General features: G+C 59.7%; 20 protein-coding genes and 1 pseudogene. 11 read left to right on the top strand and 10 right to left on the bottom strand.

Going from position 1 to position 20,200, the window contains the following annotated elements:
- Positions 1-84: 84 nt before the first annotated feature.
- The 4 genes from V1292_RS22405 to V1292_RS22390 all read left to right on the top strand — a co-directional run bounded on the left by V1292_RS22405 (position 85) and on the right by V1292_RS22390 (position 2,543).
- Entirely contained in the window at positions 85-1,059 is a 975-nt protein-coding gene (locus V1292_RS22405; protein ID WP_334374824.1) for an alpha/beta hydrolase, read from the top strand.
- Positions 1,060-1,122: 63 nt separating this feature from the next.
- A complete protein-coding gene (locus V1292_RS22400; protein ID WP_334377128.1) occupies positions 1,123-1,767 on the top strand; it encodes a response regulator transcription factor in 645 nt (214 codons plus the stop codon).
- Positions 1,768-1,849: 82 nt separating this feature from the next.
- Complete coding sequence (locus tag V1292_RS22395; RefSeq protein WP_334374823.1) at positions 1,850-2,266, top strand: response regulator transcription factor; 417 nt, start codon at positions 1,850-1,852, stop codon at positions 2,264-2,266.
- Complete coding sequence (locus V1292_RS22390) at positions 2,259-2,543, top strand: PAS domain-containing protein (RefSeq protein WP_334374822.1); 285 nt, start codon at positions 2,259-2,261, stop codon at positions 2,541-2,543. Before V1292_RS22395 ends, V1292_RS22390 begins: the two co-directional genes overlap by 8 nt.
- Before the next feature lie 886 nt (positions 2,544-3,429).
- On the opposite strand, the gene V1292_RS22385 is transcribed toward V1292_RS22390, so the two are convergent.
- Positions 3,430-5,832: an AI-2E family transporter gene (locus tag V1292_RS22385; RefSeq protein ID WP_334374821.1), complete on the bottom strand. Its 2,403-nt coding sequence runs from the start codon at positions 5,830-5,832 to the stop codon at positions 3,430-3,432.
- A gap of 906 nt (positions 5,833-6,738) precedes the next feature.
- Between V1292_RS22385 and V1292_RS22380 the strand changes: the two genes are divergently transcribed.
- A complete protein-coding gene (locus V1292_RS22380) occupies positions 6,739-7,245 on the top strand; it encodes a YciE/YciF ferroxidase family protein (protein WP_108522332.1) in 507 nt (168 codons plus the stop codon).
- A 114-nt stretch (positions 7,246-7,359) separates the two neighbouring features.
- Here V1292_RS22380 and V1292_RS22375 read toward each other — a convergent pair whose 3' ends face one another.
- The 5 genes from V1292_RS22375 to V1292_RS22355 all read right to left on the bottom strand — a co-directional run bounded on the left by V1292_RS22375 (position 7,360) and on the right by V1292_RS22355 (position 11,024).
- Positions 7,360-8,097, bottom strand: coding sequence for a hypothetical protein (locus V1292_RS22375; RefSeq protein WP_334374820.1), 738 nt, complete (start codon positions 8,095-8,097; stop codon positions 7,360-7,362).
- Complete coding sequence (locus V1292_RS22370; RefSeq protein ID WP_334374819.1) at positions 8,094-8,489, bottom strand: phage holin family protein; 396 nt, start codon at positions 8,487-8,489, stop codon at positions 8,094-8,096. The genes V1292_RS22375 and V1292_RS22370 overlap by 4 nt, the downstream gene beginning before the upstream one ends.
- Positions 8,486-9,091, bottom strand: a complete 606-nt coding sequence (locus V1292_RS22365; RefSeq protein WP_334374818.1) for a hypothetical protein — start codon at positions 9,089-9,091, stop codon at positions 8,486-8,488. The genes V1292_RS22370 and V1292_RS22365 overlap by 4 nt, the downstream gene beginning before the upstream one ends.
- Positions 9,092-9,099: 8 nt before the next feature.
- Positions 9,100-10,128 carry a DUF3618 domain-containing protein gene (locus V1292_RS22360; protein ID WP_334374817.1) on the bottom strand — a complete coding sequence of 343 codons (1,029 nt, stop codon included), beginning with the start codon at positions 10,126-10,128 and terminating at the stop codon, positions 9,100-9,102.
- 62 nt (positions 10,129-10,190) lie between these two features.
- Positions 10,191-11,024: a YihY/virulence factor BrkB family protein gene (locus tag V1292_RS22355; RefSeq protein WP_108522337.1), complete on the bottom strand. Its 834-nt coding sequence runs from the start codon at positions 11,022-11,024 to the stop codon at positions 10,191-10,193.
- Positions 11,025-11,772: 748 nt separating this feature from the next.
- Here V1292_RS22355 and V1292_RS22350 point away from each other — a divergent pair.
- A complete protein-coding gene (locus tag V1292_RS22350; protein WP_108522338.1) occupies positions 11,773-11,976 on the top strand; it encodes a CsbD family protein in 204 nt (67 codons plus the stop codon).
- A gap of 1,035 nt (positions 11,977-13,011) precedes the next feature.
- Here V1292_RS22350 and V1292_RS22340 read toward each other — a convergent pair.
- A complete protein-coding gene (locus tag V1292_RS22340) occupies positions 13,012-13,743 on the bottom strand; it encodes a Crp/Fnr family transcriptional regulator (protein WP_334374816.1) in 732 nt (243 codons plus the stop codon).
- Between the two features lie 124 nt (positions 13,744-13,867).
- On the opposite strand from V1292_RS22340, the gene V1292_RS22335 reads away from it, so the two are divergent.
- A complete protein-coding gene (locus V1292_RS22335; RefSeq protein WP_334374815.1) occupies positions 13,868-14,071 on the top strand; it encodes a hypothetical protein in 204 nt (67 codons plus the stop codon).
- A gap of 106 nt (positions 14,072-14,177) precedes the next feature.
- Here V1292_RS22335 and V1292_RS22330 read toward each other — a convergent pair whose 3' ends face one another.
- The gene (locus V1292_RS22330; RefSeq protein WP_334374814.1) at positions 14,178-14,345 is read right to left on the bottom strand and encodes a hypothetical protein; all 168 of its coding nucleotides are present in this window, start codon (positions 14,343-14,345) and stop codon (positions 14,178-14,180) included.
- A gap of 361 nt (positions 14,346-14,706) precedes the next feature.
- Positions 14,707-15,228 carry a DUF4142 domain-containing protein gene (locus tag V1292_RS22325; protein WP_442895551.1) on the bottom strand — a complete coding sequence of 174 codons (522 nt, stop codon included), beginning with the start codon at positions 15,226-15,228 and terminating at the stop codon, positions 14,707-14,709.
- Between the two features lie 171 nt (positions 15,229-15,399).
- On the opposite strand from V1292_RS22325, the gene V1292_RS22320 reads away from it, so the two are divergent.
- Positions 15,400-16,257, top strand: a complete 858-nt coding sequence (locus tag V1292_RS22320; RefSeq protein ID WP_334374812.1) for an SDR family oxidoreductase — start codon at positions 15,400-15,402, stop codon at positions 16,255-16,257.
- A 60-nt stretch (positions 16,258-16,317) separates the two neighbouring features.
- Here V1292_RS22320 and V1292_RS22315 read toward each other — a convergent pair whose 3' ends face one another.
- Positions 16,318-16,833, bottom strand: a complete 516-nt coding sequence (locus tag V1292_RS22315; protein WP_334374811.1) for a YciE/YciF ferroxidase family protein — start codon at positions 16,831-16,833, stop codon at positions 16,318-16,320.
- A 209-nt stretch (positions 16,834-17,042) separates the two neighbouring features.
- On the opposite strand from V1292_RS22315, the pseudogene V1292_RS22310 reads away from it, so the two are divergent.
- The 3 genes and pseudogenes from V1292_RS22310 (at position 17,043) to V1292_RS22300 (ending at position 19,969) form a co-directional block, all read left to right on the top strand.
- A pseudogene (locus V1292_RS22310) lies at positions 17,043-17,751 on the top strand (DUF72 domain-containing protein).
- Positions 17,752-17,855: 104 nt separating this feature from the next.
- Entirely contained in the window at positions 17,856-18,473 is a 618-nt protein-coding gene (locus V1292_RS22305; RefSeq protein WP_334374810.1) for an NAD(P)/FAD-dependent oxidoreductase, read from the top strand.
- 32 nt (positions 18,474-18,505) lie between these two features.
- Positions 18,506-19,969, top strand: coding sequence for a PAS domain S-box protein (locus V1292_RS22300; RefSeq protein ID WP_334374809.1), 1,464 nt, complete (start codon positions 18,506-18,508; stop codon positions 19,967-19,969).
- Positions 19,970-20,200 lie beyond the last annotated feature (231 nt).

Raw genomic sequence — 20,200 nt, 5'->3', positions numbered from 1 at the left:
CGAGAATTCACAAGGTTTGTTTAGGACTTTATCGCGCGAGCGCGCATGATGCATGTCCAGCGCTATTTTCCCGGACGGATATCGATGCGTGAGAAAGCCGAACCAGCAAGTATCGCCGACGTCGGTTTGCTTGAGCCCCTGACGCAGCAGTTTGTCGATGCGATGGCTAAGGGCCCGACGATGCGCGAACTGTCTTTCGAAGACGCACGAAGATTTTTGGCGGATATCCAATCAGGCATCATCGGCAAGCCAGCCGTGCAATTTGAGGATATGGTAGCCCCTACCGGTCCCACCGGAGGAGTGCCAATTCGCATTGTTCGACCGGAGAGGGCAAGTGAAACGCTGCCTGCATTGGTATATGTCCATGGCGGCTGGACCTTCGGCGACAAGGCGACACACGACCGCTTGATCCGCGAGATCGCGGTCGGTGCGCACGTTGCCTTGTTTTTCGTGGATTACGATCGCTCGCTGGAGGCCAAGTATCCGGTAGCAATCGAACAAGTCTATGCCGTCGCCAAGTACCTGGTAGAGCATGCGGAACGTCTAGGGATCGATTCCGCGCGCCTGGCCATCGTTGGCGACGGCATCGGCGGCAACATGGCCGCCGCGGTCACTCTCATGGCAAAGGAGCGGCGCGGCCCCAAGATAGACGTGCAGGTGCTGTTCTACCCCGCCGTCAGCCTGATGTTCGACACCGGGTCTTATGCCTCGTTCGCAAATGGTCCGTGGCTGACCAGGCAAGCGATGGAAACGTTCTGGAGCGCTTATCTTCCGGACGCCGCCGCGCGCAAGCAGATCACCGCGGCGCCGCTCAACGCCTCGATTGATCAACTGACCGGCCTTCCGGACGCGCTTGTCATCGTCGCCGAGAACGACGTGCTCCGTGATGAGGGTGAGTGCTACGCGCGCAAATTGGCTCGCGCGGGGGTACGCGTCACCTCCACGAGATACAACGGCACCATTCATGATTTCGTCATGCTCAACGCGTTGGCCGATACTCCTGCGGCCCGAGGCGCTATTGCGCAGACCAACGCCCTTCTCCGGTCCATTCTTGAATGAAGGAGGCACGCAATGGTTGGTACAACTGCACTCGCCGGCTCATTTGCTTTACCCCGCCTTCCCATGAGCCTGGTTATCGACAATACGGATCCGCTTGTCTTGATCGTGGACGATGACGATGAGGTCCGGTCCGCGCTTAGCGAACTTCTGCTGTCGGTCGGAATCGATGCCTGTTGCTTTGGATCGACACAAGAATTGCTGAGTGCCGATCTTCCGGAGCGGCCGGGTTGTCTGATCCTCGACGTTCGTATGCCCGGAGCAAGCGGCCTGGATCTTCAGCAGCACCTCGCCCTGAACGGCAGTACGCGACCGATCATTTTCCTTTCCGGTCATGGCGACATCGCCATGACCGTCCAGGCGATGAAGGCTGGAGCCGTCGATTTCCTTACAAAGCCTGTCAGAGACCAGACGCTCCTTGACGCGGTCAGGGCCACGATCGAGAAAGATGTCTCGCGACGGGCCGCGGCCCGGCTCGTTAAACAGCATGTCGACGGCTATGCAAAGTTGACACCGCGCGAACGCGAAGTTCTGCGCGAAGTGGTCAAGGGCCGCCTCAACAAGCAAATTGCGTTCGATCTCGGTATCAGCGAAATCACCGTCAAGTTGCACCGCGGCAACGTCACCAAAAAGATGCAGGCAACGTCCGTTGGTCAGCTCATTCGCATCTGGGAACTGTTGCCTGTAGGAATTCGAGAAGGATCACCCTAGACCAAAGGATGGTTACAGTCCGGGCCAGCAATGGGCCAGATGCGGGGGTGGCCATCCGGCCGCGCTAGCGAAGGTCACCGGCTTGTCTAAGGCGCCTATAGTCGCGATCGTAGATGACGACGAAGCTGTGCGAGAGGCCCTTTCCGACCTCCTTCTGGTGCTGGATCTATCATGTCGCACTTTCGATCGAGCGGAGGCCTTCATGGCGGAATACGTCCCGGGCGGGTTCGATTGCCTGATTACCGATGTGAGCATGCCGGGCCATAGCGGGCTCGATCTGCTGCATCGACTGCGGAGCATCGGCTCCTTAATACCGGTCATCATCGTCACTGCCGACACGAAACCGGCGACCCGATTGCGCGCCATGAAAGGCGGCGCCCAGGCATATCTGAAAAAACCGGTAAACAGCGAAGCACTGCTTGGTCATCTGCAGTCCGCCCTGAGACGCGTGGACCCTTCCTCTGATGGCAATAGGCGGGGGACGCCTTCCGATGGCTAGCCTCATCAACAAAGCCATCACGGGCGGCCGCGAACGCCCGTTCGCGTCTGCGCCGGGAATGGAATTGTCAGATTGGTCATCTGAAAGCGTGATCGTGCGCAACGCGGATGGCATCATTCAGTACTGGAATGCAGCCTCGGAAGCTCTTTATGGATGGCCCGCCATGGCCATGATCGGGCAGAATTTTGCGGCGTTCTGCGCGTCCGGCCCGGACGAGGCGCGTATGCTCCGGTCACCGTATGATGTCTTGTCGAAGAGCAATAGCGCCGGTGGCTGAATGTCGAGCGATTCCGAAAGGATTTTTTGATCGCTCGTATGTGAAGCCTCAATGATAGCGATAACCTGCGTTGCTTGCGCGAAAGCATAGACGAGTTCGGCCTTGATCAAGAGTTTCATGCGGCCCTCAAGCCAAACCAACCAGGGCACCCTGGCGTGAATTATGATCAGGTGTTCCAAGTGCGAACGCGGTGACGAGCAGTAAAACACTCGCGAGGCTCGTTCCGGTTTCGCTACGCAGAACGCGCTTGGCCTGATCCGACGTATAGCCATTGACCCGAGTTGGCGCTAGATTTTAGTGCTGCTGTACGCCTACTGAGGAGAACCGAAGTTCAAGACCGGTGCTGCGCACCCGTTTGCCCTCTTCGGCCGTTCGTAAATCGGCTATCGCGGCCGCCTACGCGACGAAGCATGCCCCCGAACATCGTTCAAAGCTGCTGAAAATCGGGCCTTGAGGGCACGGCACATGGCCCATTTCGCTGACTGTTGCCACGCGCGGCGCAGATGCCGGAGATAGGCAACTTGTTGACGGGCCGCGACGTCGAGCTATGGCAATTGGATGGACAGATCCGGACGTTCAAGGCACACATCTTGGGGTTAGCGCGATAGCTTCACACTTGCCGTTCGGCCGTATTTCAGACTCGGCTTGAAGCCAGAACTCCAGGTCGCGGTTGCTGGCCGTCCGTTCTGTCCCAAAGTTCGTGGGCGCGCTCTAATCTCTTCCCTGGTCCGCTGGGCGGCCAGACGTTGTCCAAGCCTCTGTCTAAGTTCCTCGACCCACGCCCTAAGCCGCTCATAGGTCATCTGGTCAGTGATGCGCGAAGAAATGCGACTCGCTTGTGCAACCTTGCGGTGGCCGGCGTCCGCCTGAACCCCGGAGTTGGCGCTTACTGAGACACCTCCTGCCCGACCGCTGCCGATGAGGTAGCAGGTGCAGATTTCTCTGGCGCTTCTTCATCCGCATCACTCGTGGTAATGGTGGCTACAACATCAGCGGCCATCGTTTCAAGCAATGCGACTTCGTCTCCGTCCAGGGTGCGGGGTTCGGAGTCGAGAATGCATAGCGCTCCGATTATCAGACCGTCAGCTGCGCGTAGCGGCGCCCCAGCGTAGAAGCGCACGTTCCATTGCTCGATCGTCTCGTTATCGGCGAAGCGCGGGTCGCGCTCGATATCCGAGACCACTAGCGTCTCGTCGTTGGCTACTACGTAGTTGCAGATCGCATGTTCGCGGTCCATCGGCAGCAGCGTACCTGTATCGTCGGTGATGGCATCCGGCAATTTTCCACTTTGTCCGACGAAGTATTCGCGGTCCTTATCGATAGTGGTGATCACGGCAACGCTGATGTTGAATACGTCCGCCGCACGCTTGGCGAGAGCATCCAGCGCTTCACGTTTGTCACCCTCTAAGACCCCAGTCGCTTTCAGCGCGTCGACACGCTCTGCGTCGTTGTCAGGCACGGGGGCTTGTTGGACCACCTTGGCTTCTTCAGGGTCGACGACGCGGTGAATACGACGGACCGCCTCCTCGACCGAAGTCACGACAGCATCGGCTTTGAGCGCTGCGAGGGATTCGTCGGTCAACAGTTCCGGGGGCGCCCTCCATAGCGCTAGAACGATGCGCAGATCCGGCCATCGTCTTCGCAGACGCCGGCAGACGTGGCGGGCGGGGATGGCTGGGTTCGGCGTAAAGTAGCTGAGGCAGACAATGTCCGCGCCCTTCAGGTCGAGTTTAGCCAGATAGTCGGCATTGACGCTTGCAGCGGGTTGGGAAGCTGCGGCGATCCGTTCGAAACCAAGCGCGTGGGCTAGCATCTCGCCGGCGAGGGCATCGATCTCCCATTTTCCTCCGATGCACAGGACCGTTGGCTTTGCCTCCGGACTCAGGGAGGCTGGGTATTGATCCCTGAGATCGTCGAGCAGTGTGTCCATTCCGCTTGCCAGACGCAGGCGGTGCTCAGCGCTTGCGTTCTGGAGATACTCCTCGCTTGCCAGACGAAGGACCTCAATGCCGATTGCATCGTAGAATGATATAATCGAAGACTCTTCGATTTCGGCGCTTGCGATCTCGACAGCTTCGTCGGCATCATCTGCAATCAGTCGCTGATAGATGCGGGCGGGTACATCCAGTGCAGGCGTCGAACCGAGCATAGTGTCGAGGAAGCGCAGCTGCGGCAGATTACGCCCGAGGACTAGTAGACAAACCGTGAGAGGGGTGGAGAGGATCAGCCCCACGGGACCCCAAAGCGCTGTCCACAATATCGCCGCGGCGATCAGCGATATGGCTGACAGGCCGGTGCTCGAACCATATAGCAGGGGCTCGACAATGTTGTTGCTTATCAACTCGAGGATGACGATCACCGCAACGGTCCATAGCAACATGCTCCAGCCATCGTCGACGGCAAAAGCGATCGAGACTGGAAAGATCGCAGCAATCAGTGGGCCGACATAGGGGATGAAGCGCATGACCACGCCCACGGCGCCCCACAGAAGCGCGCCTGGTACGCCGATGATCCAGAGGCCGGCAGCGAGCGGCACGCCGTAACTGACGTTTACGAGTAGCTGCATCAGAAGATACCTGCTGATACGCGCACCAGCCTCCTGGATCGCATCGGTCGAACGATGGAAGTTGCCACCCAATAGTCGTAGAAACCGGTCGCGAAGGTCGCCGATATCAAGCAGCGCCAGAAAGACGAAGATCAAGACGATGCCGGCCGTAGCCAGCGGCTCCGCTGACCGCACAAGCCAGGCAAATGCCTGCTCGAACGGCGTTTGCGGCATGGGAACGATTTCGACACGCTGTGGCACCGGGCCTTCCGCGGGTTTGTCGTCCTTTGACTCGACCTCCTTCTGTACGCGTTCGACTGTCTTCAGCACGCCGTCGAACAATCCGGGTGCCTTAAGATTCTGGCGTAGATCCGCCAACTTCGTCAGTATCGTCGATTGATAGGCCGGCAATTCGACAGCGATCGAACGGACCTGTGCGCCGAGAATGACGCCTAGTCCAACCAGGGCGCATCCGACGGTTACCATGACGAGGCTCGTCGCGAGCAGTCTGGGCAGGCCGAGCCGGGCAAGCCATGTGACAGGCGGGTTCAGCGCGAATGTGATCAGGAACGCGATCGCGAGTGGTATGAGTATTTCACGGCCGAAATACAGGCCAGCAAGGATGACCGCGCCCGACACCAGGGCGGCCGCAACTCTTACAATATCCAGTTCGCGAGACGTGACCGCGTCCGCGCGGACCTGGTTTGATGATGGACGCCCTGAGGCTGTAGGCAAATTATGCATTGTGCTGCGCCTCACACGAAAACGCGAACGGACCCAGCAAGTTCCCATCATGCAATTCGTGTCGCGAGCTTGCACGGGCAATAAATCGTCGGCTTCACAGACGACGGGACATGCACACGTTCCGCGAGGAAGCGATCGAGATGATCCGCGCCTAGGTAACGGCAGGCTGATCAGCGGTCACTCAGGCGGTGTCAATTTCGAGGTCCCAGCGGTCTTGATCCACCATCGGTGCCCTCGGCAGCGTCATGGCACCTTTGAGTTGCCGACACGGTAACGATGTCTGTTTATAGGGTAGTTCATTCCGAAACGGCCAGCCTCCAGTCGCGCTTGCTTGGCAAACTCACCTGTAAGAAGCTCGCCGGCTGCAGGTGCCTGCTCCGCTCGCAGCCTTGACGTTCATAAGGAGCATCCCCGATTATCCTGAGATCCCCAGCTTTCCAAGCGCTAGCCCGACTAATCGTGGATCCGGTTAGCCATGTTCGACGTCGTCCCCGCATGCCATGGCATCATTGACGTTCAGTAGCGAGCGGAGCGCAAGTTTGCCCGCCGCCTCCCTTAGTGTCTCGACACGTCCCGCAAACCGGTGAATGCCCTAACGCTTCCCAGATATTTGGTTTCGTACATTTCTCTTTGGGCTTCCAGTACCTCCTGCCGCTCCCGCGCGTGCAGATCTGGGGCTACGAGCTGAAGGGTTTCGCCGTCCAGAGCGGGCATAGACCGGTTGGGTTGTCTCGGATCGCTCATGCTCCCGGCCCTGATCACGATCGCTCTACTTTTCATGTTCGGAAATGCTGCGCTTCTGACCCAGGCGACTTAGTGTCTGATCTGCGCAAGGGAAAGTGGTTTCGGCTAGGAACAAGTCAACGGCAATCTTGTTTGGTACCAGCAATTAACCTGGAGGGTTCTATGGCTAGAGAGAAAGAACTGAAAGATCTGTTTCTTGATACACTGAAGGATATCTACTTCGCCGAGAAGAAGATCCTGTCCGCCCTGCCGAAAATGGCCAAAGCCGCGCAGTCGCCGAAGCTTAAGGCTGCGTTTGAAAAGCACATGGCCGAAACCGACGGCCAGGTCGAGCGGTTGGAGCAGGTATTCGCGTCGATCGACGAAACGCCGAAGGGCAAGACCTGCGATGCCATCGTGGGAATCATCGAAGAAGGCAAGGAAGTTATGGACGAGTACAAGGGTATGCCGGCCCTTGACGCTGGTCTGCTCGCTGCCGCACAGGCCGTCGAGCATTACGAGATTTCGCGTTATGGCACCCTCAAGACCTGGGCAAACGAATTGGGTTACGCCGATGCAGTGAAGTTGCTCGATGCAACCCTTAAGGAAGAGAAGGCAACGGACAGTGCCCTGAGTCAGCTCGCGGAATCCGAGGTCAACCAGCACGCCGAGACCGCGAAAGCCGCATAACCAAGCGACCCGATACCACCTACAAACGGCCCCAGCGCTACTGCGCTGGGGCCATTCTACCGAATACCGGACCGGGCTGAACATCCTCCGAAAGGCGGCGACAACAGAGTGTTCTTACGATCCTACTTTCTCTCGGGCCGCCTCCATCGCATCCTGGCCCGCCTGTTTGACGCGATCGACGTATTGGGCGCCGGCATCTTCGAATTCGGGTTTGAGCGTATCGGCCCCCTCTCGGACGCTTTGCGACACGGCCCCGGCACGCACCTTCAGATCTGCCTTGAGGCTGTCACTCATGTCCCCCACCCACTCTTTTTCGAGACCCGACTTGGCCAGGGCGCCCGCCACCGTGGCGCCGATCGCAAGGCCTACGGCACCAAGCACCAGCGGTTGCCTTTCCAGGAGATCGGACAGCGAGGACTGCGCCTGCCTCAGAGTTTCCTTCCTCGGCAAGGCCCGGCCCACCCGGTCAAACATTTCCCGGGCGCCGGCCACGCCTTCGTCGAATTGCTCGCTCATCGTTTCCGCCGCGCCGGACATCGCATCGGAAGTGGCCATTCTGGCGTTGCGGACCGTTTCATTGATATCGCGCGAGGCTTCGTCCTGCATTCGGGAGGCGCGATTCCGCATGGAACCGTAAGTATCGTCCCAGCTGGAGGCGGCCGACCTTTGGGCACGCGCGCCGAGATCGGCGAGCGGCGCGGCCGCTGACGTGACCGAACCGGCGGCGTTCTTCAGCTTGTCGCTGCCGATAAGCAGCCACAGCGCGCCACCTCCGATCAGGGCTGCGGCGAGCGGGTTTTCCCGGGCAGCCGCGGCCAGACCATCTATGAAACTCCCTTGTGAACCGATCATCGCACCATTCCCTTCACGGTGTCCTTGTCCTTTTCGAGCTGACGCAACGTTTCTCGCGGCGCCAGATGACGTGTGTCGAGCCGATTCATACCGACCGCAAGCAAGATGCCTGCGAGCACCGCGGCAACAATCGCGGAGATCAGATAAGAGACCGGCTGCGACCAGCCGCCCGCGATCAAGGCCGCGGAAAGCGCAAACAGCGCCATGACGATCGCGGGAATAACCAGGACGGCACCGGCCGCAATGAGGCCGACGGCGCCACCGATTTGCTGAACCTTCTCGCCGAGTTCGGCCTTGGCGAGATCAAACTCGTTCTGGAACAGTTTTGCGAATTGCGAAAGCGCGTCGCCGAAAAGGTGTGAGATCGTCCGAAGATCGGCTTTCGTGCTCATGACGCCTCACCTTTGTAGGATCCCGAGCTGTAGGATGATGACGGCTCGTAGGACGATGACGATGAGGAAGAGCCCTGGCGTGAAGAGCTCTCGCTTCCCGATGCCCTCAGGAAGCGGACAGCGGCGAAACCGGTCAGCACCGACAGACCCAAGAAGGCCGCAGGCTGCCGCTTGGCAAAATCCGTCGCGCCATCGACCAGATCGCGGAAGCTTCCGTTGCGGATTTTGTCGGCGGCTTCGACGACATATTCGGCCGCCGAATTGATGCCGCGGGCTGCGAACGGCACGTCGTTTTCGAATGCGCGCGCCGCATCCTTGATGTTGCCAGCGAAGCGGCCGACAAAATCGGCACCCGAGCGCTGTTGTTCACGCGCCTGATCCTGGAAACGATCCGCAGTTCCGGCTGCAGCCTCCTTGGCGGCATCGGCCGCCTCCTTGAATTTGTCGCGTGCGGTGTCCGTCGACGCCCTCAGCACATCACCGGCGCGCTGTTTGATCTCAGCGCCGGCATCCGCCACCTGGTCCTTCGGGTTCTGGGACGAGCCCGTATTCTGGTTCTGGGAAGAATTCTTATCGCGGGTGTTAAGATCCGTATCGCTCATGGCGGCCTCTATTTGGCTGGCGGGTTTCGGGAAGGATCGAAGGCCGTTGTCACGACGTCGTCGGCCACCTCTTTGAGTCTCTCGGTCACGCCTTCGGTGATGCGGCTGGCGTGTCCGCCGAGGTCGGCTTCGGACAGGCTTCTTGCCGCGGCATCCGCCGCCGACAGCACCGTGTCCTTGGCCGCCTCAAATCCGGATTGAGCCGCCGTGCCGGCGGCGCGCTTGACGCGGTCGCTCGCTTCACCGGCCACGCTCGCCTCGACCCTGGTGCTCGGAAGGGAAGCAGCAAGGATCGCGCCGATCGCCACGCCGAGGCCGCCAATCAATGCGACGTTGTCCCGGATCACCTTGCTTGCAGTCGCGGGAGCAGCCGTCGCCGCGTTCGTCGCAGTCGAGCGAACGCGCTCCATCTTCTCCTTGGCTATCTCCGAAGCGGCATCCATGCCGGACCTGACCTCGGCGACGGCATCGGCGGCCTGCGCCGCGCGATCCCTCAGGTCACCAGCCATTCCGCTCGCCGCATCTGCCATTCCGCCTGCGGTTTCACGAGCTTCACCGGCCATGCCGGCTGCCTGACGCTCAGCGTGGGACATCGCTTTCCGCATACCGTCACCCAGATACTGGGCGCGTTCCGCGGTCTCGTCGATAACCTCCCTCGCCTTGTCAATTCCTGGCGCTGCCGCTTCCGCGGCGCGATCGCGAACGGTCTTCGAACTTAGGGCAAGGCCGGCACCGATCATCAAGAGCGGTAGTGGGAAGCCGCGGGCCAGGCGCATCGCGGGCACGGCGATCGCGGTGCCCGCGGCGATTGCCTGCATCGGATTATCCATGGCTTGTTGCTTCAGCGCATCCATCCAGCCGTGGGTCTTGTGATTGATGAAGCCGCTCACCTCAGCCTTGAGGTTTTCCGGCGAGACCTTGTAGCGGATGTCTTCTGCGGTGTCGGCGATCTGCTCCCTCAGCCGGTCGACGGTTGCCGCAAGCTGCGCGCGGCTTTGCTCGGAGTCCCGTCGTAGCTCCTCCACGGATCGTGTCATGTCGTCACCGCCTGTGCGTTCGTGTTGTTTTGAGAACGAACTCAGGCACTATTGAATCGTTCCTAACGCTCGTTGCGCGCCGCTGGATCGCGCGCGTCATCGATCGCCTTCGTTAATTCCGCGCCGAACAGGAATATCTGCGCGGAGTAGTAGACCCAGAACATCAGGACGATCAGCGCGCCCGCGGCGCCATAGGTCGAGTTCGGGGCTGCCTGACCGAGGTACCATCCGATCAGCGATTTCCCGACGGTGAACAGCAGGGCTGTGACAAAAGCGCCCAGCAGAAGATGGCGCCAGTAGATCGTCGTGTCCGGCAGTACCCTGTAGATCGCTGTGAACAATAGCGTGAAGATGCCAAGTGACACGACCGCGTTGAGCGCGCTGAGCACAGCCTTGCCGGTCGACCAGTGCCCCAGGGCGGATAGCCCGGCACTCGCGGCCAGCGAGACGATCAGCATGAAGCCCAGTGCGGCGACAAGGCCAAGGCTGGCTGCCCGGCTCCGGATCAAGGAGAAAATTGGCTCGTCCGTCGGCTCGGCCTTGAACGTTGCGTTCAGTGCCGTGCGCATCTCGCCGAACACACCGGATGCCGTTACCAGCACCGTGACGACGCCCACGACGGTTGCGGTCGCGCCTGACGTCGGATCGCTTGATCGGGCCAGGATGGATTTAATGAAGTCGCCGCCGGTTGGTCCCAACAACCGGCCGAGCTCATCACTGATCGCGGCGCGAGCGGCATCCTGCCCGAACGCCAAGCCGGCGATAGCCACGACGATAAGGAGTACGGGCGCCAGGGACGTGGCGGCATAGAAGGCGATGGAAGCTCCGCGGCTTAGGGCATCATTAGCGATAAAGCCGGATGCCGCCGCCTTCAGGACCCGCCACAAAAGTCCCATTGGTTTTCCCTCGCCTCCCTCGAACGCGCCACCAAACGATTAGCAGGGCGCTGAGTTCGTAGTGAACATCTCCGGGTTGCTGGCAACAAACTCCTCCCAAAGTTCTCCCATAATTCTCAGAACGTCTTCCGCGCGGTATCCCCGCCCGTTGGCCCGCTGGTTGACTAGCTGACCTAGCCGCATCGTTCCTGAAAGTGGGTCGCCACGACTGGGGATGAAAGCAGCCTCCGCCGGCTTATGCACCACCCTTGCGGCGTGACATTGAATTGGTTGCGCGTGACTAGAGTCGCCATGGCGGTTGCACACTCGTGTGATCGGACGGACACTCTCAACGTTGGAATACTAGGCAATGTTCCTAATGCGCTCGGGATCGCGCGGCCTTGCGACCGCTCCGAAATCGAATGACAACGCCGCGTTGCGGTCTCGCCGTTTATCGCTCCTCCGGATTCACCCCATTTGTGGGGCTTGATCTCGCGCGGTCAGCTTGATCACGGGCACCGGCCAGGACAACCGGCATTTCAGCGACGCCTCCAGCTCCCAGAGCGTGTCGCGCGGTCACGGAGGACGTCAGGCGGCAGGCTCGCCCGCCTTGCAGCGGTTGCATTCGACCAGCGAGCCCAACCGGCGTGACGCCGCACCGTTGAATTCCGGTCTCTGCGTCTGGAGTAACGCAGTCAGTAAGGATGTCTCTGTTAGGAACTATGCAAGCAGCGACACGTTTCGTCACGGGCACTAAATGGAGGACCGCATGGATTGGAGCCGCGTTGAAGGTAATTGGAAGGAGATGAAGGGCAAGGTCAAAGAACAGTGGGGGAAGCTTACCGATGATGACCTCAATGTCATAGACGGCAAGCAAGACCAACTCGAGGGCCGTCTGCAGCAGCGGTATGGCTATGCCAAAGACCAGGCCAAGAAAGAGATCGACGCCTGGTACGGAAGCCAGGGGTGGTAACAAAAGGCCCCGCTTTAGCGGGGCTTTTTATTTGGGCGAGGACAATTCTCTGCCGCGCTTATGCCGTTGCAGCGCGGGCGATCTACGCAACTCTTGCCCTACGGCACCATCGCCTCATGCCGTCGGCCGATCGCACCTGATCGAGCCATCCATTCCGGCACGAGAGCACCGTCGCGATGCCGTCCGCCGGCGCACGCGACCGCCCATGCAGCCACGGCGCCAAGCAAGACGGCGGTCGCGACCGAGAAGGCAAGGATGACTGTGCTGCGTAACAGCGGTCTCGGCGTTTACAATGACGCTGTCCACCCTTCGCTCTGCATCGGCCGCAGAGAGTCCCGTAAGCGCGCCAACCTGCTGAATGAGATAGGCGCGATCGTCCGTACTCAGGCCGCTATGACTTGAGGTGGTGAGAAGGATGCGCCCGGTCTCAGCGCGCTCGGCGCAGAGATCAACATTGGGCGCACGACGGCTGGCACGAAACAGCCGGTCAAGCTCATAGCTCAGGAACGGCTTGGCCGCGCTGGCCTGCGCAGGGCTTCGCATCGAAGGCGTTCGATTGAGACTGGCCGCGCCGATCAACGAGGCGAGCGCCGCTCCCATAATGACGGCCAGCGCCCGGACGCCCAAGCCGTGGACGCCGTCAGGGTCCTCAGTTTTTGGCAAACGGCACGTTTCTCCGGCGCGCTGCCGGTAGGCAGTCCGTTTTTTTGGCGTCGCGTATGTCCCATATCGGACAAACCGAGCATTCCCGATGGTCTGTGGGATTCCCTATTCCGCGACGGCAGCCTGCTCTCTTGCGTGTCGGTTGGATCGCAAGGAAAGCCCCAGTTGATAGGCTTTGAATACGACGCCCCCGACGGTCCGCTTGGTCAGTCCGGCAATCTGCGGTGCGGAATAGTACTGGCCATGCGCTTTAGATCGTCGATATCTTGATCCGTCCAGCGTCTGCCGATCGCTCCCGGGGAGCTGCGCATGGAAAAGCGCTGCTATTTCGGCTACACGACTTCCTTAGAAAAAGGATTCGTTGCGTCCCCCTCATAAGGACGGACTTTGGTGAAGATAGCGGTCGTCGAATTGCGCCAGTTCCGCAAGCCTAGTTTCGTTGAGCACCCTCACCCGGCCCCTGTTGATATCGAGGATGTTCTCATCGCGCAGTTGTTTGATGATTCGGTTGGCGTGCACTGGCGTTATGCCCAGCGTCTCGCCAATCTGCTCCTGCGTGAGAGGCATCTCGAACGCGCCTGATTCCGTGTAGCCCGTGATGGCGAGACGTCTGCGCAACTCAACGACGATGTGAGCAAGCCGGCTCGCGGCCGGCCGTTGCCCAACATTGACAATCCATTCCCGGAACATCGCGGCATCGATCAGTGTGTCGCGCCAGAGCACCTCGGTGATGTTCGGATTCCCGCGCGTCATAGCCCGCAGCGCGGCGTGACTGATAAAGCCCAACCTGGAGGGGACCAAGCTGATGAGATCGTGGTCCATGCGGTGCAGATATAGGCTCTGAAGGTCGGGGATGTCCCCGGAGATATGAATGGAAAGAATTTGCCGCTGGCCGTTCATTATCGTTTTGGAGCGCACGCAGAATCCCTCGATCACCAGACAGCATTCCGTCGGGCGGTCGCCGTCGGAAACGATGGCTCGTCCGGCCTCCCACGGACGAACGACAATCGGAAGCGCGCGGATGGCGGCGATGTCCGCCTCATCGAGCCCCGTGACCGCATCAAGCCGCCGTAATAGGGTCGCGACGATCGATTCTTTATCCAAACCAGATTCTCCTTCGCGGTCCACTTTCTCTGGAAAAACGGGCGCGGAAGGGCGCGGTTCCCAACAAAGGTTAAGGATGAGGCCGCTGCGATGTGGAAAGTTCAGATCTCGCAGGAGATCTAACATGAAGAAAAAGCGCAACCGCAGCCGCCCGGTCCTTTCGCTTCAGGAACGCTTGAAACAAGTCGCGTCTCTCGCGCGCGCAAAAGCCGACGGCTTACCGCCGGGCCAGGAACGCGACCGTCTGATACAGACAGCGGTCTCCAGTGATGCTGCAGCCGCGATAGACCGGTGGCTGGCATCCCCGGAATTGCGCAGCCCGAGATAGCCGGCCGTTCAGCCTTCAGCATTCGCCCAAGCCATCACTTTGGTTTTTCGGCGTAGAGGTGGATGACGTACAGCCGGTTCGCGAATTCGTCGGTCACTTCCAGTCGCTAATCCTTGCCGGGACGCAACCTCCCATCGAGGTCCTGAATGATCTGCCCCACCGTCACCGTTGCCTCGCGCCACGCGGCTTGCGCATCCGGCCAGTTCTTCTCCCTCCTCGTCCGGCTCAGGTCGGTCGTGGTCCACACGGAAAAAGTATCTTGGCATGCTGGCATTTCTAGCGCCTACCTTCTTCTCGGCCCGCACGCCCTTGGACTTTCTTGGGCGCCATCTTTGCGGCCGGCTTTTCACCGCCATAAATTCGCTGGAGGCCCGGTCTCTCTTCGTCCATGCGCTCGCGCAAGCCTTGTAGCGACCAGAGCCCACGCCCGCCGCCATCAGCGGCCGCACCTGCTATATCGATGAGTGACCTGCGAGGATGCGTCCGACAGCAGCCAGACGATTGCCTGCGCAACCTCCTCCCGCGTTTGGCGGCCAAGCAGATGTGCCCTATCGCGAATTCCTGGCATGAATTTCGGTCTCGGAGCCGGACCCCCGTTTATACCGGAGCCTTGGGACCGGCCTCCCTCGCAAGTCCTATGATCGGCATCTAGTGCTTTCAACAGGCTTTCCGGCCGCTATCTCCTGGGCCATTTCGAGATGATGCCACAGGGTCGGCAGCGTCTTTTCTGCCCATTCCTTGAGGTTCGGGTCGTCGCCGCCTTTCGCGTACCGTTCAAACAGCGAAACGGCATCTTTGTGGCCGCTGACCTGGTCAAGATTGTATCGGGAGCTGAACTCGGTGCCATGAAGAGATTTTAGCTTGTCGATCTTGCTTTGGTGGAGGCTGTGCAGCTTGGTCGGCAGTGCCGTTTTCCACTCGCCGGCATGATCCATCAGATCAGCCGAAGTCACTTGATGATCCTTGATCATGGTCCCGGCAAACGCCTTCTGGTCGGCGTTGCCCCGTTCCTGCGCGATCCTGCTGGACTGAATTTCGAACATGTCACTGATGGCAACTTGCCTCACGAAATCTTCCGTCTTCGGAGCGATGCCGAGGGTGGAGTTGATGCCGGTCTTTTGCAGGCGCGCCGAGGAGCATGAGCGCAAGGCATGCAAGATATGTCGTTTTGTAATCCTTAAGACGGGACCTTCCATATCAATCGGCGATGCCTCACTTCGTTCCTCGCATTCCCCGCGCCCCTCGCCTGCCCGGCTCGCCAACGCAGGAGCGAACCTGCCAAGCGGATGTTAAGGAGAATTGAGATAAAAGAGAGCACAGGCTGAGCCATGCTGCATTATCCCCGCCCTCCCTTTCCGAACCAACACCAGCCGATGCCCGGCAAGACTGCCGCGATGAATCCGGTGCCCGACCATGGCGAAACGACATACAAGGGCAGCGGCCGCCTCAACGGCAAGAAGGTCGTCATCACCGGTGGCGATAGCGGGATCGGCCGCGCGGTTGCCATCGCCTACGCCCGAGAAGGAGCTGACGTTCTGATCTCCTATCTCGACGAGCATGACGATGCCCGGGAGACCGAGCGGATGGTGACGGAAGCCGGCAGAACGGCCGTTTTGCTTCCCGGCGACATCCAGGACCCCGGTCAATGCCGCGCCGTCATCGCGAAGGCCGTATCGGAACTGGGCGGTGTAGATATCCTCGTCAACAACGCGGCCCATCAGGCCAGCTTCAAATCGATCGACGACATCAGCGACGAGGAATGGAAACTGACGTTCAAGGTAAACATCCACGCGATGTTTTATCTTACCATGGCAGCGGTAAGCCACATGAAGGCGGGTAGCTGCATCATCAACACGGCGTCGATCAATTCGGATGTACCGAACCCGACGCTGTTTGCCTACGCAACGACCAAGAGTGCTATCCACAATTTCACGGCGGGACTGGCGCAGATGCTGGCCGAGAAGGGCATTCGTGCCAATGCGGTTGCTCCAGGGCCGATCTGGACGCCACTCATCCCGTCCACCTTGCCTGAGGACTCCGTGAAGAACTTCGGCAAACAGGCCCCGATCAAGCGCCCCGGACAGCCGGCTGAGTTGGCCACGGCCTATGTCGTGCTGGCCGATCCGCTTTCGAGCTACGTATCCGGCGCGACGATCGCCGTCACTGGCGGAAAGCCGTTCCTGTAAAAGGTATCCCCCATTGCCAAGGCCCCGTTTCTCGCCGGAGCCTTGGCTGCCAGTTCCGGGTCAGGCAGCGTTCGATGCCTTGGTGTTGACGTCCTTCCGAAGCGCGATGGTATTGAGCTTTGTGTTCGCAGCCTTTTCCTCGTTGAGGTTGGTGGTCAGGAAGCGAACCACCTCGTCATGACCGAGCTTTTCGGCCCAGGCAATCAGCGTGCCGTAGCGGCAGATCTCGTAGTGTTCGACGGCCTGCGCGCCGGCGACGATCGCCGCATCGAGCACGGCCTTGTCGGCTACCTCGCCGGTCAATTCATCGGCTTCCGTAATCAGACCATCGATGGCCGGGCATTGGGTGCCGCGCGGCTGCTGCTCGAGCTTCAGAAACACCTTGTCCAGCCGCTCGATCTGCTTGTTGGTCTCTTTCAGATGCGCCTTGAGGCCCGCGACGAGATCGCGGTTGGCCGCCTTATCGATCATCTTCGGCAACGCCTTCGTGATCTGTTGCTCTGCATAATAAATATCCTGCAGGCCGTGCAGGAACAGGTCGTCCATTGTCTTGATGTCTTCTGTGAATAGTCCCATGGCATCCTCCTTGATTGGATGCGCGCTTAACTTTATTGCCGGGACCGTTGTTCCTAAGCGGCGCCGCTTCCTCGTCGTTTGCCCGAGCGATAGGAACAACTCGTGCTTCCAGGTCTTTCTCATCAACGACGCGGAGGATCCGGACGATGAAAGCACTGGCATGGCACGGTAGGGCGGCTGTATCGAGGTCGTCTTGAAGCCGTGACCTCATGGCGCGGGTTCTGATCGGTACATCGGGCTGGCACTACGATTCCTGGCGCGGGCCGTTCTTCCCGAATGGACTGCCCCTCAAGGAGCAGTTGCCTTATTACAGCAGCCAGTTTTCGACGACTGAGCTCAACGGCGTGTTTTACAGAATACCCACTCCGAAGGCGGTGGTGAGCTGGCGTGATCAGACCGGGCGCGATTTGGTTTTTGCCTGGAAGGCATCCAAATTCATCACGCATTGGAAGCGGCTTTCCGACAATTCGGTCAACAGCCTTGAACTGCTGGAAGACCGCCTGTCCCTACTCGGCAAGAAAGTCGGGCCGATCTTGTTTCAGCTTCCGCCCAACTTTAGGGCTGACGCCGACCGACTCACTTCCTTCTTCAAGCTTCTTTCGAAGAAAACGCCGCTACAGTTTCGAGTTCCGCCATCCAAGCTGGTATTCACCAGAGATATCGCGATTGCTCCGGCAGCAAGCCATCTCGCTATGCATTTCCGACCATCATGACGCGCCGGCGCCTTGGACGCGCACGGCGGACTTCGTCTATGTGACGCTGGCACGGCCCCACGGTCCGTTACAAGGGCCACTATAGTCCGCGAACCCTTTCGGAATGGGCTCGCCGCATCAGGTCCTGGAAGCGGCAAGGCTGCGACGTGTTCGTCTATTTCGACAAGACCAGAAAAGCGCGGCGCCGGCCGATGCAGACGCCTGACTGAGTCGACGGCGCCGGCCGACGACAGCGGACTGATTAGGAACCACTCCCTTGATCGGCCGTTTGACCTCCAGAAATCATTTGTCGACTTATCGGGCTTTCGGATGGATCCTTTCATCGATCGGCGCAGCAAGTCGCTTTGGATGGACGTTGCGGTCGCCCCAAACGCGACACCGCTGCAGGGCGGCAAGGAATGCAATGTTGTAATCATTGGCGCGGGTATTGCCGGGATTTCTACGGCCTATGAACTCGCCCTCGGAGGTTCGCGCGTCATCGTGCTCGATCGTGGGAAGATCGCGGGCGGCATAACGGCGCGCACCACTGCGCATCTGGCGCCGCTCTGCGATGATCTGACGTCCGCGATGATCGGCCTGCGCGGGGAGGACACATCCCGCCTGTTCTACGAGAGTCAGGCCGCAGCGGTGGATCGCATCGAGGAAATCCAGCAGCGGGAATCCATCGACTGCGATTTCCGGCGCCTGGACGGTTTTCTGTTTCAGGCGCGCGACACCGATGCGAAGATCATTGAGGATGAATTGGATGCGGTCCGCAAGGTCGGCGCGCCCGTCCGTCGGCTGGTCGGCGTTCCCCTCGCCCATTGCGCGCAGCAGCACGTACTGCGCTATCCGCGCCAAGGCACGTTTCATCCTCTGAAATATCTCAGGGGTCTTGTCGCGGCCATCGAGACAAAGCGTTGCCGCTTCCACTGTGACACAGCTTAGGCAAGTTAGGTTTTTCCAGCCGTGAGGGTGTGATGAGTATCGCCGAACAAGACGACATCGAATCGCTGCTGGTCTCCCTGCAGAAGCCGAACGTAGATCAAGGGGCGTGGGGATCCGACGAACTCTTGCAGGCACTGCCGGTAGCGCTCTATATGACCGACGCCGCCGGCCGTATCACCTTCTACAATGAAGCGGCGGCGCAATTGTGGGGATGCCGACCGACGCTAGGGACCGCCGAGTTTTGCGGATCATGGAAGCTCTATTGGCCGGACGGCACTTCCCTCCCGCACGCCGAATGTCCGATGGCGCTGGCGCTCAAGGAGCGGCGTCCTATCCGAGGCATGGAAGCGGTCGCCGAACGGCCGGACGGCACGCGCGTACCGTTCATTCCGTATCCAACGCCCCTGTTCGATGCTTCACGGGCTTTGATTGGCGCTGTCAACATGCTGGTCGACATCACCGAGCGCCGGGAGGCTGAACAGCGGCTTCGAGAGAGTGAGGCGCGCTATCGAGCCATCGCTGCGATCATCGAATCATCCGACGACGCGGTCGTTTCGAAGGACCTCAATAGCATCATCACAAGCTGGAATCAGGGCGCGGAGCGGCTGTTTGGCTATAGCGCTAAAGAGGCGATTGGGAAGTCGGTCATGATGCTAATCCCTCCCGACCGTCACGACGAGGAGCCGACCATTCTTGCCCGCATCCGGCGCGGTGAGCGCGTCGAGCACTACGAAAGCGTTCGCCAACGCAAGGATGGCCGCACCATCGACATTTCGCTGACGATCTCCCCGATCAGAGACAAGGACGGCAAGATCGTCGGCGCTTCGAAAATAGCCCGCGATATTTCATTTCGAAAGCGAGCAGAGGAGCAGCAGCGGCTGATCTTCCGAGAGATGGACCATCGCATCAAGAACCTCTTTGCTGTCGCTGGCGGCGTGGTCACGATGAGTGCCCGATCGGCGAAAACAGCGGAAGAACTCGCTACTGTGGTGCGAGACCGCTTGTTGTCCCTCGCGAAAGCCAACGACCTAACGTTGAAGCTGACTGCCGATGGCACTCATCGAATGCAACACTCAACGCTGCTGCATACGTTGATTGGGACGATTCTCTCTCCTTATGATGGCAGCACCGACAAAGGCCGGGCGCGTGTCACGATCAGCGGACCCGACATTCCAATCGCGGGCGACGTGGTGACCGGTTTTGCGTTGCTATTGCACGAGTTTGCAACCAATGCCACAAAGTACGGGGCACTTTCGAGCCAAAGTGGCTCCATCAATATCGCGTGCTCCGAAAACACTGACCAATTCGTGCTAACGTGGACGGAACGCGGAGGACCACCGGTTGGTCGTCAAGCAGAGGTAGAGGGCTTTGGTACGCTACTCTCCCGTGCAACGGTGCAGAGCCAATTTGGAGGCGGGATCGCGTGGGATTGGAACCCCGCAGGCCTGACAATAGACCTTTCTTTTCCAAAGGACCGCATAGTGGCGCATCCCTAGCGCTCAAGTCATTCTGGCGAAATCAAGTTGTGGACGATATACAAGAAATCACCGGACGGCTCAAAAGCCTAGCAAGGTCAATCTCGCACGGCGCGTGGTGATCCTATCCTTTCCTGGACACCAAATCTCAACATCTGAGGAAGGCACCCGTTGGTCAGTCTCGCGCGCAGCGGGCATACGGATTCCTGTCCGCGTTGCACCACTACCGCCCGCATGCTGGAGGTCGCCTTC

It is taken from the genome of Bradyrhizobium sp. AZCC 1719, from assembly GCF_036924525.1.
Lineage (GTDB): Bacteria > Pseudomonadota > Alphaproteobacteria > Rhizobiales > Xanthobacteraceae > Bradyrhizobium.
This window is presented reverse-complemented; position numbering and strand designations above follow the sequence as displayed.

Excerpts from the sequence above, each read along its gene's own strand:
- V1292_RS22405 (WP_334374824.1), top strand. The coding sequence starts at position 85 with ATGCGTGAGAAAGCCGAACCAGCAAGTATCGCCGACGTCGGTTTGCTT.
- V1292_RS22400 (WP_334377128.1), top strand. The coding sequence starts at position 1,123 with ATGAGCCTGGTTATCGACAATACGGATCCGCTTGTCTTGATCGTGGAC.
- V1292_RS22390 (WP_334374822.1), top strand. The coding sequence starts at position 2,259 with ATGGCTAGCCTCATCAACAAAGCCATCACGGGCGGCCGCGAACGCCCG.
- V1292_RS22385 (WP_334374821.1), bottom strand. The coding sequence starts at position 5,832 with ATGCATAATTTGCCTACAGCCTCAGGGCGTCCATCATCAAACCAGGTC.
- V1292_RS22380 (WP_108522332.1), top strand. The coding sequence starts at position 6,739 with ATGGCTAGAGAGAAAGAACTGAAAGATCTGTTTCTTGATACACTGAAG.
- V1292_RS22375 (WP_334374820.1), bottom strand. The coding sequence starts at position 8,097 with ATGATCGGTTCACAAGGGAGTTTCATAGATGGTCTGGCCGCGGCTGCC.
- V1292_RS22370 (WP_334374819.1), bottom strand. The coding sequence starts at position 8,489 with ATGAGCACGAAAGCCGATCTTCGGACGATCTCACACCTTTTCGGCGAC.
- V1292_RS22365 (WP_334374818.1), bottom strand. The coding sequence starts at position 9,091 with ATGAGCGATACGGATCTTAACACCCGCGATAAGAATTCTTCCCAGAAC.
- V1292_RS22360 (WP_334374817.1), bottom strand. The coding sequence starts at position 10,128 with ATGACACGATCCGTGGAGGAGCTACGACGGGACTCCGAGCAAAGCCGC.
- V1292_RS22355 (WP_108522337.1), bottom strand. The coding sequence starts at position 11,024 with ATGGGACTTTTGTGGCGGGTCCTGAAGGCGGCGGCATCCGGCTTTATC.
- V1292_RS22350 (WP_108522338.1), top strand. The coding sequence starts at position 11,773 with ATGGATTGGAGCCGCGTTGAAGGTAATTGGAAGGAGATGAAGGGCAAG.
- V1292_RS22335 (WP_334374815.1), top strand. The coding sequence starts at position 13,868 with ATGAAGAAAAAGCGCAACCGCAGCCGCCCGGTCCTTTCGCTTCAGGAA.
- V1292_RS22330 (WP_334374814.1), bottom strand. The coding sequence starts at position 14,345 with ATGCCAGCATGCCAAGATACTTTTTCCGTGTGGACCACGACCGACCTG.
- V1292_RS22320 (WP_334374812.1), top strand. The coding sequence starts at position 15,400 with ATGCTGCATTATCCCCGCCCTCCCTTTCCGAACCAACACCAGCCGATG.
- V1292_RS22315 (WP_334374811.1), bottom strand. The coding sequence starts at position 16,833 with ATGGGACTATTCACAGAAGACATCAAGACAATGGACGACCTGTTCCTG.
- V1292_RS22305 (WP_334374810.1), top strand. The coding sequence starts at position 17,856 with ATGGATCCTTTCATCGATCGGCGCAGCAAGTCGCTTTGGATGGACGTT.
- V1292_RS22300 (WP_334374809.1), top strand. The coding sequence starts at position 18,506 with ATGAGTATCGCCGAACAAGACGACATCGAATCGCTGCTGGTCTCCCTG.